This window comes from Magnetospirillum sp. ME-1 (genome assembly GCF_002105535.1).
Lineage (GTDB): Bacteria > Pseudomonadota > Alphaproteobacteria > Rhodospirillales > Magnetospirillaceae > Phaeospirillum.
In genome coordinates this window covers 3648725-3665153 of the sequence record NZ_CP015848.1, presented here as the reverse complement: position 1 = coordinate 3665153, position 16429 = coordinate 3648725, and the positions used below count along the sequence as shown (strand labels likewise).

At 66.5% G+C, this 16429-nt stretch carries 14 protein-coding genes; 7 read left to right on the top strand and 7 right to left on the bottom strand.

The genetic code is table 11. The features are described from left to right. The first annotated feature begins 2 nt into the window (after nucleotides 1-2). Together WV31_RS17215 and WV31_RS17210 are read left to right on the top strand one after the other, a co-directional pair. A complete protein-coding gene (locus tag WV31_RS17215; protein ID WP_085374719.1) occupies nucleotides 3-788 on the top strand; it encodes an ABC transporter permease in 786 nt (261 codons plus the stop codon). 154 nt (nucleotides 789-942) lie between these two features. Continuing rightward, a complete protein-coding gene (locus WV31_RS17210) occupies nucleotides 943-3942 on the top strand; it encodes an HD domain-containing phosphohydrolase (protein ID WP_085374718.1) in 3000 nt (999 codons plus the stop codon). Between the two features lie 4 nt (nucleotides 3943-3946). Here the strand turns inward: WV31_RS17210 and WV31_RS17205 are convergent, their stop codons facing one another. Next, nucleotides 3947-6133: a sensor histidine kinase gene (locus tag WV31_RS17205; RefSeq protein ID WP_145980896.1), complete on the bottom strand. Its 2187-nt coding sequence runs from the start codon at nucleotides 6131-6133 to the stop codon at nucleotides 3947-3949. A 146-nt stretch (nucleotides 6134-6279) separates the two neighbouring features. Here WV31_RS17205 and WV31_RS17200 point away from each other — a divergent pair, with 146 nt between their 5' ends. After that, the gene (locus WV31_RS17200) at nucleotides 6280-6873 is read left to right on the top strand and encodes a glutathione peroxidase (RefSeq protein ID WP_085374717.1); all 594 of its coding nucleotides are present in this window, start codon (nucleotides 6280-6282) and stop codon (nucleotides 6871-6873) included. Here the strand turns inward: WV31_RS17200 and WV31_RS17195 are convergent. The 3 genes from WV31_RS17195 to WV31_RS17185 all read right to left on the bottom strand — a co-directional run bounded on the left by WV31_RS17195 (nucleotide 6863) and on the right by WV31_RS17185 (nucleotide 8207). Further along, nucleotides 6863-7336, bottom strand: coding sequence for a pyrimidine dimer DNA glycosylase/endonuclease V (locus WV31_RS17195; protein ID WP_085374716.1), 474 nt, complete (start codon nucleotides 7334-7336; stop codon nucleotides 6863-6865). The two genes, WV31_RS17200 and WV31_RS17195, sit on opposite strands and share 11 nt — an antisense overlap. A gap of 20 nt (nucleotides 7337-7356) precedes the next feature. Continuing rightward, nucleotides 7357-7569 (bottom strand): hypothetical protein, encoded by a 213-nt coding sequence (locus WV31_RS17190; protein WP_231920736.1) that lies wholly within the window; start codon nucleotides 7567-7569, stop codon nucleotides 7357-7359. A 152-nt stretch (nucleotides 7570-7721) separates the two neighbouring features. Further along, complete coding sequence (locus WV31_RS17185) at nucleotides 7722-8207, bottom strand: YajQ family cyclic di-GMP-binding protein (RefSeq protein WP_068432647.1); 486 nt, start codon at nucleotides 8205-8207, stop codon at nucleotides 7722-7724. A gap of 135 nt (nucleotides 8208-8342) precedes the next feature. On the opposite strand from WV31_RS17185, the gene WV31_RS17180 reads away from it, so the two are divergent. Continuing rightward, nucleotides 8343-9671 (top strand): methyl-accepting chemotaxis protein, encoded by a 1329-nt coding sequence (locus WV31_RS17180; RefSeq protein WP_085374715.1) that lies wholly within the window; start codon nucleotides 8343-8345, stop codon nucleotides 9669-9671. A 7-nt stretch (nucleotides 9672-9678) separates the two neighbouring features. On the opposite strand, the gene WV31_RS17175 is transcribed toward WV31_RS17180, so the two are convergent. After that, entirely contained in the window at nucleotides 9679-11574 is a 1896-nt protein-coding gene (locus tag WV31_RS17175; RefSeq protein WP_085374714.1) for a SpoIIE family protein phosphatase, read from the bottom strand. Nucleotides 11575-11654: 80 nt separating this feature from the next. Between WV31_RS17175 and WV31_RS17170 the strand changes: the two genes are divergently transcribed. Further along, complete coding sequence (locus tag WV31_RS17170; protein WP_085374713.1) at nucleotides 11655-11957, top strand: STAS domain-containing protein; 303 nt, start codon at nucleotides 11655-11657, stop codon at nucleotides 11955-11957. Nucleotides 11958-11961: 4 nt separating this feature from the next. Continuing rightward, complete coding sequence (locus WV31_RS17165; RefSeq protein ID WP_085374712.1) at nucleotides 11962-12915, top strand: glycosyltransferase; 954 nt, start codon at nucleotides 11962-11964, stop codon at nucleotides 12913-12915. A gap of 1 nt (nucleotide 12916) precedes the next feature. Here the strand turns inward: WV31_RS17165 and WV31_RS17160 are convergent, their stop codons facing one another. Further along, nucleotides 12917-13882, bottom strand: a complete 966-nt coding sequence (locus tag WV31_RS17160; RefSeq protein ID WP_085374711.1) for a patatin-like phospholipase family protein — start codon at nucleotides 13880-13882, stop codon at nucleotides 12917-12919. A gap of 339 nt (nucleotides 13883-14221) precedes the next feature. After that, nucleotides 14222-15724: a proline--tRNA ligase gene (proS, locus tag WV31_RS17155; RefSeq protein WP_085374710.1), complete on the bottom strand. Its 1503-nt coding sequence runs from the start codon at nucleotides 15722-15724 to the stop codon at nucleotides 14222-14224. Between the two features lie 193 nt (nucleotides 15725-15917). Between proS and WV31_RS17150 the strand changes: the two genes are divergently transcribed. Then, nucleotides 15918-16388, top strand: coding sequence for a DoxX family protein (locus tag WV31_RS17150; protein WP_085374709.1), 471 nt, complete (start codon nucleotides 15918-15920; stop codon nucleotides 16386-16388). Nucleotides 16389-16429 lie beyond the last annotated feature (41 nt).

Below are 16429 nucleotides of genomic sequence, written 5' to 3'. Positions count from 1 at the left end.
TCATGACCGGCATGGCCCCCGTCGCCTTCTCGCTGGCCAGGCGCGAGTTCACCCGCTTCATCCGCCAGCCTCAGCGCGTGGTCGGCACCGTGGCCCAGCCGCTGCTGTTCTGGCTGTTCCTGGGGGCCGGCTTCGGCGGCTCGTTCCGCCCGGCGGGCATGGAGAACGTCACCTATCTCGAATATTTCTACCCCGGCGTGATGCTGATGATGATGCTGTTCGCATCCATCTTCTCGTCCATCACCATCATCGAGGACCGCGACGCCGGTTTCCTCCAGGGCGTGCTGGTGGCGCCCGTGTCGCGGCTGGCCATCGTGCTGGGCAAGGTGCTGGGGGCCACCTCCATCGCCATGATCCAGACTTTGATCTTCACCATCGCCGCGCCCTTCCTGGGGCTGCATCTGGGGGCGGGCGCGCTGGTCCTGCTGCTGATGGGCTTCCTGCTCACCGGCATCGGCTTTTCCGCGCTGGGCTTCCTGCTGGCCTGGGGCATGAAGTCCACCTCGGCCTTCCACGCGGTGATGATGGTGTTCCTGATGCCCCTGTGGATGCTGTCGGGCGCCCTGTTCCCCATCGGCAACGTGCCGGGCTGGATGAAAATGGTGATGCTGGCCAATCCGGTCAGCCACGCTTTGGTGATCATCCGCGCCCCCTTCTACGGCGGGCCGGAACGACTGTTCACCGACAGCTCCTATCTGGTGTCCCTGGCGGTGACCCTGGCCTGGGCGGGACTGTGCCTGGGCCTGTCCATGGCCCGGGTCAACAAGCGCGAACGCGGAGTTTCCTGACCCCCTTTTTCCAGCCCCCCTTGCACCCGATATGACTCGTCATTCCTGTGTCGCGGAAACCGCGGAGCGATAGGGTGATTACCCTCTTTTCTTATTTTGGATTCAGTGCAAACTGCGCACCGTCGAGGGGGCTCGGTCGATAGGGGGGAGTGTCATGGCTGGCCGGGTCCGCCTGGGGCTGCAATTCAGCATCGTGCTGATCATCGCCTTCGTGGTGGTGTGTCTGACCGTGACCACGGCAGGCAGCATCTATTTTTCCAGCACCAACGCCGCCCGCGAGGGCGCCCGGCGCCTGTTCGGGGAGATCACCGCCAAGGTGGCCGATCGGGTGGACGGCCAGATCGGCGACCTTTTGGACCTGGCGGGACTGGGCGCCGCCCTGCCGGCCTTCGGCCAGCCCATCGGCAACGACCACCCGTCGATTCCCTTCATGCTGCGCCTGCTGGAGCAGAATACCAATCTCTACGCCGCCTATGTGGCGCAGATCGACGGCGCCTTCCTGCAGGTGATCGCGGCGCGCGACGACGAGCGCATCCGCGCCGCCGCCGGCCAGGCCCCGGCCGGCACCCATTTCGTCATCCGCACCATCACCGCCGGCGCGGACGGCAAGCGCCGCGAAACCTGGACATTCCTCGATGCCGCCGCCCGGAATCTGGGGGCGGCGTCCAAGGACGATCCCACCTACGACCCCCGCCTGCGTCCCTGGTACAAGGCGGCGCTCACCAGCGCGGGCAGCGTGCTGTCCGAACCCTACGTCTTCAACTCGCTGCAGGCGCCGGGACTGACCGCGTCGCGCATGGCCGCCGCCGAGGGAACGGTGTTCGGCGTCGATATCGCGCTCAAGGGCCTGTCGGATTTCGCCGCCCAGCAGAACGTCTCGGCCCATGGCGGCGTGGTGCTGCTCGACCTCAAGCGCCGGATTCTGGCCGCCGCGCCGCAATTGCTGGCGGGAAGCGACAAGGAGCCGGCCGCCCTGGCCGAGCTCTCCTCGGTGCCGGCCCCCCTGCTCCGCGTCCTGGGCGACCTGCCGCCGGGCGAGGCCCAATTGCGCCCCTTCCCCCAGGGCGAGGTCCTGGCCCAGATGACCGAGTGGCGCCATGCCAGCGGCCAGGCCATCGGCATCGGCGTCGCGGCGCCCTTCGACGACTTCACCGGCCCCATCCGCGACATGCAGGTGCGCATTCTCAACGCCGCCGGGCTGGTGCTGCTGGTGGTGGTGCCGCTCGCCATGCTGTTCGCCCGGCGCATCGCCCGTTCGGTCCGCCATCTGGTGGCCGAGGCGTCGCGGGTACGCGAGTTCGACTTCTCGGGCGCCGCCCCGCGCGCCTCGCTGATCCGCGAGTTCCACGACCTGTCCGAGGCCTTCGGGCTGATGAAGGAGACCATCCGGGGCCGCACCACCGACCTTGCCGCCGCCCAGAAGCGGCTGGAGCGGGTGGTGGACCTCGGCATCGCCATGTCGGCGGAGCGCGACCACGGCGTCTTGATGGAAATGATCCTGATGGGCGCCAAGGAGCTGACCAACGCTGATGGCGGCACGCTGTACATCCGCGACGCCGACAACAACCTGCGCTTCCAGATCATCCGCAACGACACCTTGAACATCCGCATGGGCGGCGCCCACGAAGAGCCGCCGTCACTGCCCCCCGTCCCCATGTACAAGGACGGCAAGGAGAACCACAACAACGTGGTCAGCCACGCGGTGCATGCCCAGACCACCGTCAACATCCCCGACGCCTACGACGACACCGAGTTCGACTTCTCCGGCACCAAGGCCTTCGACGAGCGCGCCAATTACAAGTCGGTCTCGTTCATGACCGTGCCCTTGAAGCCCCGGGGCGGCGACATCATCGGCGCGGTGCAGCTGATCAACTCGCGCCCCCATGGCAGCGGCGAGATCGTGCCGTTCTCGCCCGAGATCCAGCGCTTCGTCGAGGCCCTGGCCGCCCAGGCCGCCACCGCGCTGTACAACCGCGACCTGCTGGACCAGCAGGAACGGCTGATGGACGCCATGATCCAGATCATCGCCGGTGCCATCGACGCCAAGAGCCCCTATACCGGCGGCCATTGCGAGCGCGTCCCCGAACTGTCGCTGATGCTGGCGGAAGAGGCCTGCCAGGTCACCGAGGGATCGCTGGCCGACTTCGCCTTCACCACGCCCGATGAATGGCGCGAGTTCAAGATCGGCGCCTGGCTGCACGATTGCGGCAAGGTCACCACCCCGGAATACGTGGTGGACAAGGCCACCAAGCTGGAGACCATCCACAACCGCATCCACGAGGTGCGCACCCGCTTCGAGGTTCTGCTCAGGGACGAGCGCGTCCGCATGCTGGAAAGCATCGTCGCCGGCACGCCCGCCGACGAGGCGGAGATGGTCTTCGAGGCTGCCAAGGCCTCCCTGATGGACGATTTCGCCTTCATCGCCGAGTGCAACCTGGGCGGCGAGTTCATGGCCCCGGAAAAGGTCGAGCGGCTGAAATCCATCGCCACCAGGACCTGGCTGCGCCATTTCGACGACCGCCTGGGCCTGGCGCACGAGGAACTGCGCCGCTATGTGGGCGACCCGGAGCCGCTGCCCGCCATCGAGCCGCTGCTGGCCGACAAGCCGCAGCACGTCATCCCGCGGCCCAAGGATTCGGCGCTGTTCGACCCGGCCTACGGCTTCAAGACCAAGATTCCCGAGAACCTCTACAATTTCGGCGAGGTCTACAACCTGTCGGTGGGACGCGGCACCCTGTCCGAGGAAGAGCGCTTCAAGATCAACGAACACATCATCCAGACCATCATCATGTTGAAGCGCCTGCCCTTCCCCAAGCACCTGTCGCGGGTGGTGGAATATGCCGGCGCCCATCACGAGACGCTGATCGGCACCGGCTACCCCAAGAAGCTGGCGGCCGAGGACCTGTCCGTTCCCGCCCGCATCACCGCCATCGCCGACATCTTCGAGGCCCTGACCGCCTCGGACCGCCCGTACAAGAAGGCCAAGACCCTGTCGGAATGCGTCAAGATCCTGAGCTTCTTCAAGAAGGACAAGCACATCGACCCCGAACTGTTCGACCTGTTCCTGACCTCGGGCGTGTATCGGCGCTATGCCGAACGCTACCTGAAGCCGGAACAGATCGACGAGGTGGACATCTCCCTCTATCTGGGGTGAGGCCTCAGCCCGCCGCCGGCAGGGTGAAGTGGAAGGCGGTTCCCTCGCCGGGAACCGAATCCACCCAGATGCGCCCCCCGTGGCGCTCGACGATCTTCTTGCAGATGGCCAGGCCGATGCCGGTGCCTTCGTAGCGCTCGGCGGTGTGCAGCCGCTGGAAGATGCGGAATATCCGTTCGAAGTACTGGGATTCGATGCCGATGCCGTTGTCGGCGACGGTGAATTCCCACTCCGCCCCCTCGCGCCGCCAGGTGACCGCGATACGCGGCTTGCGGTCGGGCGAGCGGTATTTGACGGCGTTGCCGACCAGATTCTGGAACAGGCGGATGATCTGATCGGGATCGCCCCTCACCCAGGGGGCATCGCCATCGTTGGGGGTGGTCACCTCGGTGCCGCTTTCGGCGATGGCAAGCTCGAGATGGCGGAGCGACTGGCGCAGCGCCGGCTCGACCTCCATGGCGACGATGGGCGCGCCCTTGCGCTCGATGCGCGAGAATTCCAGCAGGTCGAGCACCAGCTTGTCCATGCGCTTGGCGCCGTCGCGGGCGAAGGCCAGGAATTCCAGCCCGTCGCCCTCCAGCCGCGAGCCGAACCGCCGCTCCAGCAGGGAGAGGTAGCTGGAAATCATCCGCAAGGGCTCGCGCAGATCGTGGCTGGCCACATAGGCGAATTGCTCCAGTTCGGCGTTGGAACGCTCCAGTTCCGTCAGATAGGTCGTCACCTTGGCCTCGGCCAGGGTCTGGGCGGTGATGTCGCGGGAATAGACGGCGACCTTGTCGGGTTTGCCTTCGGGACCGGGCACCGGATAGATGGAATTGTCCAGGTAGAGTTCGCCGCGCCGGTCCAGGTAATGGATGGCCTCGCCGGTTTCCACCACCCGGCCCACGGCGGCCGCGCGGGCCTTGGCCACGTCGGGCGGGAACATGTCCCACAGGCACGATCCGGTCAGCTCGGCGGCCCGGCGGCCGAAGCGCTCGGCCATCACCTCGTTGACCGCCAGCAGGGTGCCGTCGGGCCGAAACAGCATGATGGCGTCGGACGAGGCGTCCAGCATGGCCTGGATCAGCGCCTGATTCTCGCGGATGCAGATCTCGGTCCGCTTGCGCTCCTCGATCAGGCGGACCACGCCTTCGGTTCCCGCCCGCCGGCCGTCGGCATCGTAGTAGAAGCGCGACGAGGTCGAGGCCCAGACCACCCTTCCGTCCTTGTGGCGCATGCGCAGCTCGTAATCGAGGACCGAGCCGCCACCGGCCTCCAGGGCGGCGATCAGATTGGCCCGGCTGTCGGGAGCGCCGTGGTAGAAGGCGGCATCGTGGCCCAGCACCTCGCCCACCGGATAACCCAGCAGGGTTTCCACCGAGCGCGAGACCATCAGCAGCCGCCCCTGGTTGTCGGTGCGGTAGAAGATGTCGGGCATGTTGTCGAGGATGGCCCGCAGATCGGCCTCGGAGCGGCGCAAATCGGCCTGGGCCGCCAACTGGCGGGCGATCTGGGTTTCCAGCGCGTCGGCCTGCCGCGACACCTCCCGGCCCAGCAGGCTTGTCAGGCGCTCGCTGTCGACCAGCATCAGCGCGATGAGGATCACGACATAGGCCAATCCCGCCAGGATGTAGTAGACGGCGAGGAAGCCCTTGATCGCGACGAATTCATGGATCGGGTCGCCGCCCGCCACCACCAGTCCGCGCACCAGCAGAAGAACGGCCCAGCCGGTCAACACCGCCTGGAGCAGGGCCAGCCCCAGCCGCCCCGGCTCGGTCCGGCGACGGCTGTGAACCGTCAGGGCCGCGTGCAGGAACAATGGCATCCGCATCAGCGACGCGAAGGCGATACGCCCGCCGATGCTGTCCTCGCCGAACAGGAAATAGGATTCTCCCGCCATATAGGCCAGGACGAAGGCCAGATAGGCCAGGGGGCGGACCGGCCGCTCCGCCAGTTGGACGCAACAGGCATGGAGCGCCACCGCCGCCAGGGCCAGCAGCAGGTTGCCGCCCAGAACCGAAACGGCGGGCGGCAAGGCTTCGAGATGAATGAGCAGCAGCAGCCCGACCCCATAACAGGAGGCCGACGCGCTGAACGCGCCCCAGCGGCGGTCACGGTAGCGGGCCAGTCCATAGCCGGCGAACACCAGGCCGGCCGCCATGGAGGTCATGGCCGCCGTGAACCCTAATGTGCCGACATCCAGTCGAAGCATCGAGCCGAACTCCCCCCCTATGCCTTTCGGCTGGGTTATCTCAAGATTACGTGGTCCGACCAGTTCCGTCCATAGTGGCAATTCCCATGGGGTCCTTGACCCATGGCGCGACCTCCCCACTTTCATGGAACACAACGGAGGCCAGTATGCATCGTTTCATTCCCGCCAACCCGCTTGGTTCCATCATGGCTTCCATGATCGCGGCCCTCGGCCTGACCGGGGCGGCAATGGCCGGGGCGGCGCAAGACCGCCTCGACTGGGCCGCCCTTTCCCTGCCGGCCATTTCCGGCGGGCAGGTGGAGGCCCAGTCCCTGAAGGGCAAGGTGGTGCTGGTGGTCAACACCGCGTCCCAATGCGGTTTCACGCCGCAATACCAGGGGCTCGAGGCCCTGTGGCGGGACTATCGCGGCCGGGGGCTGGTGGTCCTGGGGGTGCCGTCCAACGATTTCGGATCGCAGGAGCCCGGATCCAACGCCCAGGTGGCCAGCTTCTGCGAGATCAATTACGGCGTCGACTTCCCCCTGCTGGAAAAACAGGCGGTGACCGGCGCGAACGCCCACCCGTTCTACCGCTGGGCGGCGGAACGCACCGGGCCGCTGGGCGTGCCGCGCTGGAACTTCCACAAGATCCTGGTGGGCCGCGACGGGCGTCTGGTGGACTGGTTCGCCAGCACCACCGCCCCCGATGCCGCCCGGCTGCGCGCCGCCATCGACAAGGCGCTGGCCGAGCCTAGCTCATGAAGTCCGGCCGTTCCCGGTTGGTCCAGGTGGCTGGTCCCTTGCCGGGAAACACCGCCTTCTCGCCCCGGTAATAGGCCCGGTAGGCCGCCACCGGATCGTCGCCGCGATAGGCTTCCGGCATGGCCTGGGGCGGATCGGTCCAGCCGTTATCGGGAATGGGGGGCAGAGGCGGCAGGGCGGCGATGATTGCGGCCGAGGCATGGACCCGGCCGCGGCGATGGGTGTATTCGGCGCCCAGCGCCAGCCCCAGTTCCCGCACCCAGGCCCAATGGCCGAGGCTGTCGCCGGTCCACAGCACGCAAGGGTGCCGGGCATGGGTGGGGCGGTAGGGAGCCTCGATGCCGTGGCGGTGCAGCACGGCGCACAGGATCTGGGCCGTCTCCAGCACCATCTTGACCACATGCTGGTCGGAATGCAGCCGCGCCGCCGCCACGGGATCCCGGTCGAGGAAGAAGACGTTCACGGCCGGGCCGCCGGAACGGTCTACGCCGCCTGGGCGCAGATGTCGGGGAAGCGCGCGGCTTCGATCCATTCGCGGCTGACGGTGCCGCCGTTGCGGCCCAGCACCGCGTACCAGACGATATCGTCGGCGACGCGAATGATCTCGCACAGAGCCTGCTTCTTCTCGCCCACGGCGAGCGCATCCTCGCAGATCAGGCTGGAGTGGACGAAGCGAAGGCCGAATGACGGTTTCATAATATGCTCCATACTCTGGTCATCGGGGATGGCGACACTGGGTCACTCCTTGATGACGCAGTGCAGCATAGCCCGATTTTCCTTACGGAGTCATTTACGCCGCCGTGACATCGCCGTCATGGCGTCCCGCTCCCAGCGCATGGCTGGGAGGCTCAGTCCCGGAAATTGATGTACTGGAGAGGCTGATCCACCTCCAGCTTGCGCAGCAGGGCGATGGCCTCCTGCAGGTCGTCGCGCTTCTTGCCGCTGACGCGCAATTCGTCGCCCTGGATGGCGACCTGCACCTTCAGCTTGGCGTCCTTGATCTCCTTGACCAGGCGCTTGGCCAGCACCGCCTCGATGCCGTCCTTGATGCGGACCTCCTGACGGACGGTATTGCCCGAGGCCTTTTCCACGTTCTTGTAGTCCAGCGCCTTGGGATCGACCTTGCGCCGGGTGAAGTGGACGCTGAGCAGCTCGTGCATGGTCTTCAGCTTGGAATCGTCATCGGCCAGGACGGTAATCATCTGGTCCTTGCGCTCCACCGAGCATTTCGAGCCCTTGAAATCGAAGCGCTGGGCCACTTCGCGGGTGATGCCCGCCAGGGCGTTGTCGACCTCGGCAAGGTCGGTCTTGGAAACGACGTCGAAGGAGGGCATGGCGAAACCTCGGCTTTTCTGGGTTGGCGCGAGGATACGGAACAGGGGGCGGGGTTTCAACCCCGCGCCCCCATCATCTTGCAGTGCGGTACAAACCCCTATACTCTTGGCGGGAATTTCCAAGGGGGGTGCAAGGTGGCGGATTCTCAGGATATTTCCCTGGCCGGGTTCGAGGCCATGGTCGATCGCCTGATCGAGGGCGGCTATCGCTCGCTGCCGGATGCCGGCGGCCCGCTGGCCGAAAAGCTGCGGGCCCTGGCGGGCAAGCTGGAGGACCGCTCGCGGTCGCTGCTGGTCCAGTCGGTGGGCATGTCCATCCACCTGAACGGCACGGTGACCCAGGCGGTGCACACGCTGCGCTCCATCCGCGAGATGAGCCGGCGCATGTCCACCATCTCGGCGTCCACCGAGGAGCTGGTGTCCACGGTGCAGGCCATCGCGCGGACCTCGGAACTGGCGGCCGCCAACGCCCGCTCGGTGCAGGACGTCTCGGACGAAGGCGCGCGGAGCACCGAGGCGGTGGTCAGCACCATGCAGAGCATCGTCACCACGGTGAACGACGCCGCGTCCCGCGTATCGCGCCTGACCGAGGCGTCGTCGTCCATCGGCGCCAGCGTCAAGCAGATCGAACAGATCGCGCGCCAGACCAACATCCTGGCGCTCAACGCCACCATCGAGGCCGCCCGTGCCGGCGAATTCGGCAAGGGCTTCGCCGTGGTCGCCACCGAGGTCAAGAACTTGGCCAATCAGGTCGGCCAGGCCACCCAGGAGATCCGCGGCCGCATCAACATGCTGAGCGAGGAAACCGCCGCCATCCTGAACGGCATGGGCAAGGGCGCCGAAACGGTGCGCGAAGGCGAGCAGGTGGTGCTGGGCTCGGTGGAGAAGATGCGCACCGTCAGCCACGAGATCCGCGACGTCACCACTTTGATGCAGGAAATCTCCCAGCATCTGGCGCAGCAGCGCGAGGCCGCCCAGGAAATCGCCGACAACCTGGAAGCCGCCGCCGCCCGCTCGGTGGACGACACCAAGGCCATCAACACCGTGATCGACATCTCGTCCAAGGCCAGCGGCAATCTGGCCGAGATGCTGAACGAGATGAACCTGGTGGAAATGCGCAACGCGGTCATCCACCTGGCCAAGTCCGACCACATGATCTGGCGCCGCCGCCTGGCCGAGATGCTGGCCGAGAAGACCACGCTGAACCCCGACGAGCTGGCCAATCACAAGAGCTGCCGCCTGGGCAAGTGGTACTACTCGGTCACCGACGAGAAGATCAGGAACCATCCCGCCTTCCGCGCCCTGGAAGCCCCGCACGAGCGGGTCCACCAACTGGGCATCGAGGCGGCGCGCCGCTTCCGCGACAACGATTTCGACGGCGCCGTCGATTCCGTGGCCGCCATCGAAGGCCCGTCGCAGGAAGTCCAGAACCTGCTGGACGAACTGGCCGCCGCCTTCAGCTAAACGCCGCTCACGGCCGCCGGATGCTGACCAGGGTCAGGTCGTCCGGCGGCTCGCCCGGCACCTTTTCCCGGAAGCGGGCCAGCACCTCGTCGGCCAGCGAATGGCCGTCCTGGGCGCCGAGAAGCCAGGCGCGCAGGGATTCCTGATCGCAGGCCAGCCCGCCATCGCTTCCCAGGCTTTCCACCAGGGCGTCGGAATAGGCCAGCAGTGCCGCGCCACGGGGCAGATCGACCCGGCTTTCCTCGTATTCGGCGTCGGCGAAGGCTCCCAGCGGCGGCCCGTCGGGCTCAAGGAAGCGGACCTCGCCGCCCACCACCAGAGCCGGCGGCGGCGAGGCCGCGCCGGCATAGGTCATGGTGCCGGTTTCCGTATCGATCAGGGCGGCAAAGGCGGCGGCGAACTGGCCGGGGCGCAACACCGCCTTCAGTTCCAGGTTGAGGTATTCCAGCAGCGCCGAGGGTGACGGCATACGGCGCGGCAGACGCGACAGCAGCAGATGCAGGCGAAAGACGTTGAACGCCGCCACCGGTCCGTGCCCGGTGAAATCCGCCACCAGCAGGAACAGCTGGTTGGGGCCGGCGGGCAGCACCGTCCAGAAATCGCCCCCCAGTTCGGACGAGCTTTCGATGCGTCCGTCCACCACCAGCCCCAGACGGATGCGGATGGCCGACAATTCCGCCGAGGTGGGCATCAGGGCGGCCTGGGCGCCGCGCGCCGCGCGCAGTTCCTCGTGCACCCGTTCCTGATAGGCGGTCAGGCGATCCATGGCCTGGCCCAGGCGCAGATGGACACCCACCCGGGCAGCCACCTCGTTGGCGTCGATGGGCTTGGCCACCATGTCGCTGCCGCCCACCGAGAAGCAGGTGTTGCGGTCGGCGGGACCGTCGAGCGCGGTGACGAAGATCACCGGCAGTTCGGTCAGGGGGTACAGGCGGCGCAGGCGGCGGCACATCTCGAAGCCGTCCATGCCGGGCATCATGACGTCGAGCAGAACGAGGTCGGGCTTCTCGCGCTCGATGGCGGCCAGGCCCTTTTCCCCGGATTCAGCGGATTCCACCCCCCCGACCCCCATGCGCATCAGCAGGGTCTCCATCAGCACCCGGTTCATCAGGTTGTCGTCCACCACCAGGACCCGCACGTCCTCGAGGCCCAGCGGCTCGGGGCGCAACTGGCGGGTGGGAATGATCAGGGTGGCGATGGTCCGCCGCCCCCCTTCCTCGGTGCGCAGGTCCGAGACCATGCCTTCCAGCAGGGCCAGCCCGTGGGGCCGCCGGGGATTGGCATGATGGTCGGGATGGTCGAAGCCCGGCCCGTCATCCTCCACCGCCAGCTCCAGACGGTCGCCGACCACCGAGGCGGAAACCTGCACCCGGCGGGCGGCCCGCTCGGGATCGGCCAGGGCCGCGTCGATACGCTCGCCGAAGCCGTCGAGCCCGCCGCCCCCCTCCATATCAATACCCCCCACCATCAGGTTGCCGTGCAGCAGCGCGTTGGACACCATCTCCTGGACGATGAAGCCCAGGTCGAAGCTGTCGGTGCCGGGCGCCAGCAATCTGGCCGCCAGGGCGGCGGCGAAGGGAATGGCGATATCGGCGCCATAGGCGGTGTCGCTGCGCAGCGACAGGCCCAGCCCGCCCTCGGCCAGATGGCGGCGGAAACACGGTCCCGCCGGATAGGCGCCGGACCCCGAGGACTCGATCCCCCCGACCCAGGGCGCGGCCAGGCATTGGCCGATGGCTTCGGGCGTAAACGTCTCGCGCACCATCACCGCCCGCTCGCCGCCACGGCTGCCCTCGCCCGGAGTTCCCCCCTGGCCCGGAGCATCGACCAGCGGCCAGCCCAACTGCCGGATCTGCGCCTCCGTAAGCGGGGAGATGCCCTCCATGACGGCAACGATGGTCATTGTTTCTTGCTCCGGCGCAAATTTAAGGCAAATCTAAGGTATGGGAATGCCCGCAGGGGCTTCGACGTGACGGGGGCATTATGGAGCATGATTTCGATTCCCGCGATGGTGGTCTGACCGTCAAGGTCAGCGGCCGGATGACCCACAAGGATCACAAGGCGTTCCGCGACATCCTGGGCCATATCAACAGCGCGGGAAGCGCCAAGGTGCGGTTCGACCTGTCGCGGGTGGATTTCATGGATTCCTCGGCGCTGGGCATGCTGCTGATCGTGCGCGACGCCGCCGCCCAGCAGCACCGCGAGGTGGTGCTGAAGGGCGCCACCGGCCAGGTGGAAACCCTGATGAAGGTGGCCAAGCTGCACAAGTACTTTACGGTCGAATAGAACCGTGGGCCGCATCATCTATCTTTGCCCCTTTCCCAGCGACGTCATCACCGGAGGGGTGAAGACGGCCTACCGACATGTGGAACTGCTGGTGGAGATGGGCTACGACGCCTGGGTATGGCAGCCCCGGGGCCATCCGTTCTGGTTCCGCTCGCGGGCCCGGCTGGTCGATGGCTTTTCCGAGGAGACGCTTCGTCCCGACGACGTTCTGGTGTTTCCCGAAGTGATCGCCTTCCCCGAATTCGGGCCGCTGCTCCATACCAGACGCCCGTGCGTCAAGCTGCTGTTCTGCCAGAACCAGTACTACGTCTTCAACGACCTGATCCCCAAGAGCACCTATGCCCAATTGGGCTTTAGGGACGTTTTCTGCTCGTGCCGCCCCATCAAGCGGATGCTCGAAAGCGTGCTGGGCCTGCAAGACGTGCCGCTGATCCCCTACGACATCGACCGCGACCTGTTCCGGCCGCGCGCCAAGACCCTGCAGATCGCCGCCATCCCGCGCAAGATGCCGCGCCATGCCTCGATGATCGGCTTCATGTTCAAGGCCAAGTATCCCGACACCCGCCACGTTCCCTTCGTGGTGATCGAGAACTTCACCGAGGAGCAGTTGGCCGAGACCCTGGGGGCGTCGGACATTCTGCTGTCGCTCAGCCATTTCGAGGGGCTGGGGCTGATTCCCATCGAGGCCATGGCCTCGGGCTGCCTGATCGCCGGCTATCACGGCTATGGCGGGCTGGATTACGCCCGGCCCGAGAATGGCTTCTGGTTCGGCGCCGACGAGCACGAGGCGGTGGCCGACGCCTTGCACACACTGGTCAAGGGCATCGAGAACCACGAGCCCTGGATCGAGTCCATGCGGGCGGAAGGCCAAAAGGTGGCTGACGGCTTCAACCTGGCCGCCACCCGCAAGGCCCTGGCCGATTACTACGCCGGCCTGGGATTGCGGCCGGGCCGCTGATCTACGCTTTCAGCATGACCTCGGCCGCGTCCCGGCCGGCGGCACGCATCTGCTCGATCATGGCGGAGCCGCCCCTCCCCCCCTCCTGACCGAGCAGGTCGGCCGGCATGGCGATGCTGCGCACGTCAAGGGCCTGCAGCCGCACCAGATCCTTCGGCAGCCGCATGTTGGTGCGGCGCAGGCGGGTCTGGATGTTGTCCAGGGCCTCCAGGTCACGCTCCAGCGCGGCGTTGAACATCAGGCGGCGCATGCGGGCGAAGATGAGCTGGGCCTGGGTCGGCACGCCATCCTCGGTCTCGGGCATCAGCTTGACCAGCAGCAGCGTGCTGCACCGGCTGTCGAGGACCATGGGCAGGATGGGCGGATTGGCGGAAAAGCCGCCATCCCAATAGCTCTCGCCGTCGATCTCCACCGCATGATGCAGATAGGGCAGGCAGGACGAGGCCATCAGCACGTCCACCGACAATTCGCTCTCGCGGAAGATGCGCGGCGCCCCCGTGCGCACGTTGGTGGCGGAAAAGAACAGGGCGACGCGCCGCCCCCTGCAGGCCAGGGCGTCGAAATCGATCAGGCGGCCGAGCAGATCGCGCAGCGGATTGATGTTGAGCGGATTGAACTGATAGGGCGACAGCAGACGGGTCATCAGGTCCAGTTGCAGACTCACCCCCGGCGTGCCCAGCATGCGGAACAGCGCCATGCCGCCCACGCCGCGCCACAGCGCCTCCAGCCCCGCCTTGGCCTTGGCGCGGCCGCCGGTGATCAGGCCGGAAACCATCACGGCGGCGTTGATGGCGCCGGCGCTGGCGCCGCTGATGGCCGTCGGCCGGAAACTCTTTTCCTCCAGCAGACGGTCGAGCACCCCCCAGGTGAAGGCGCCATAGGCTCCGCCGCCTTGCAGGGCCAGCCCCAGTTCGGGGCGCAGCGGCGGCGGCAGATCTGACAGGGAATCGGACGGGCGCACATGCATGTGCGGCACCTCCACGCGTTGGGCCGCCCGGAAAAGGAGGCGACATTGCACTTCGGATCACGAGATCATCTTATACGACCACGATGACACGTGCATACATGCAATATATATTTAGTGTATGCGCTTGCTACGTCTTATGAGTGTATTTGCTCCCCTGGAAAAGGCCCGGCCTTGTGACCGGGCCTGTCATTATACGGTTCCTCGAACGAACCGACTGATCCTGTCATCCCGAGCGCAGCCGAGGGATCTTTCACCCGATGGCGGCAGAAGCTTGCCGCTGAAAGATCCTTCCTCCCTGCGGTCGTCAGGATGACAGATCGGTTCAAATGGCGGCCGGCATCAGTAGGACTTGGCGAAGATCACCTCTTGCGTCGCCGGGCGGCCGCTCAGCACACAGGTGCCGGGCGAGCCGTCCTGGTCGAAGGGCACGTTGCGCACGGTGACGCTGTATTCGTCCAGCTTGGGCAAGGTATCGGCATCGCCGCACCACTTGGCGCGCACGAACTTGCGACCGAAAGTGGTGTCGTCGGCGAAGACGGACAGGAACTCGTCCAGGGTCTTCACCGTCACCGTGCGATCCTTGAGCGCCGTGGCGGCCTGGGTGAACAGGGTGTTCTGGATATCCTCCAGAATGGAGACGGCGCGACCCACCAGTTCGTCCTTGGGCGTGATCTGGCCCTTCAGCTCGCCGTCGCGGCGGATCATGGCGATGGTGCCGCCGGCCACGTCGCGCGGCCCCACCTCGCAGATGATGGGGGCGCCCTTCTTCACCCATTCCCAGCGCTTCTCGGGCGGAGCCAGGGGACGGCGGTCCACATGCACCCTGAGGCGTTCGCCGGCATAGGTCTGGGCCGACAGCTCCTTGACGATGGGGGCCAGGAACTCCTCGATCAGCGCCTCGTCGCCATCGGCGCGGGTGATGGGGACGAAGACGATCTGCTTGGGCGCGATGCGCGGCGGAACGCGTAGGCCGTTGTCGTCGGCATGGCTCATGATCACGCCGCCGATCAGGCGGGTGGAGACGCCCCACGAGGTGGTGTAGCAGAAATCCTCGCCGCCCTGGGCGTTCTGGAAGCGGATGTTCTGGGCCTTGGCGAAATGCTGGCCGAGGAAATGGGAGGTGCCGGCCTGCAGCGCCTTGCCGTCCTGCATCATGGCTTCGATGGAATAGGTGCGGTCGGCGCCGGGGAAGCGTTCATGCGCCGGCTTCTCGCCGACGATCACCGGCATGGCCAGCACCTCCTCCGACATGGCGCGATAGACTTCCAGCATCTTCAGGGTTTCGTCCATGGCCTCTTGGGCCGTGGCGTGGGCGGTGTGGCCCTCCTGCCAGAGGAATTCGGCGGTGCGCAGGAAGATACGCGGCCGCATTTCCCAGCGGACCACGTTGGCCCACTGGTTCACCAGCACGGGAAGGTCGCGGTAGGACTGGATCCAGCGCGAAAAGGCGTCGCCGATGATGGTCTCGGAGGTGGGACGCACCACCAGCGGCTCCTCCAGCTTGCCCGACGGCACCAGCTTGCCGTCCTCGGCCACCAGCCGGTGGTGGGTGACCACCGCCATCTCCTTGGCGAAGCCCTCCACGTGGGCGGCTTCCTTTTCCAGGAAGGACAGCGGGATGAACAGCGGGAAATAGCAGTTCTCGTGCCCGGTTTCCTTGATGCGGCGATCAAGGTCGCGCTGGATGGATTCCCACAGCCCGTAGCCCCAGGGCTTGATCACCATGCAGCCCCGGACCGGCGAGTTTTCCGCCATGTCCGAGGCCTTGATGACCTGCTGGTACCATTCGGGGAAGTTCTCCTCGCGGGTGGGAGTGACAGCGGTCTTCTTGGCCTTGGACATGGGTTTGATCCACCGGAACTGTGAGCGTGCTTCCCGATAGCCCATCCGGGCGGCTTTTTCCAGCCGGAACCGGCCTCCCGCCCCTGCGTTTCACATAACGAAACAGTTATGTGACAAAAGAGGGAATTGTTGAATCAAAGATCCCGGGACTAGAGTCGCTCCCAGAACAAGCCCATCACTGACGAGGTCTTCCATGTCCACCTTCTCCCACACCGCCGCCCAGCCCCTGGTTCCCGCCATCGCCCCCCTCACCCAGGCCCTGTCGCCCCTGGCCGAGCCCATGGTGCGCGTCGCCGCCGGCCTGCTGCTGGTGCCCCACGGCGCCCAGAAGCTGTTCGGCTGGTTCGGCGGCTACGGCCTGGAGGCCACCGGCCAGTTCTTCGCCACCAAGCTGGGCCTGCCGGCCGGTCTCGCCCTGGTGGCCGGATTGATCGAATTCGCCGGCGGGCTGATGCTGGCCGCCGGCCTGGCCACCCGCGCCGTCGCCGCCCTGGCCACCGGCCTGTTGCTGGTGGCGGCCTTTGGAATCCACCTGGGCAACGGCTTCTTCTGGACGGCCGGCGGCTTCGAATACCCGCTGCTGTGGGGCGTGGTCACCCTGGCCTTCGCCATCCGGGGCGGCGGCCGCTTCTCCGCCGACTCCCTGATCGGCCGCGAAATCTGATTGTTTTCCGGCCTCTCGGGGCGGCGCAAATTCCCTTTGCG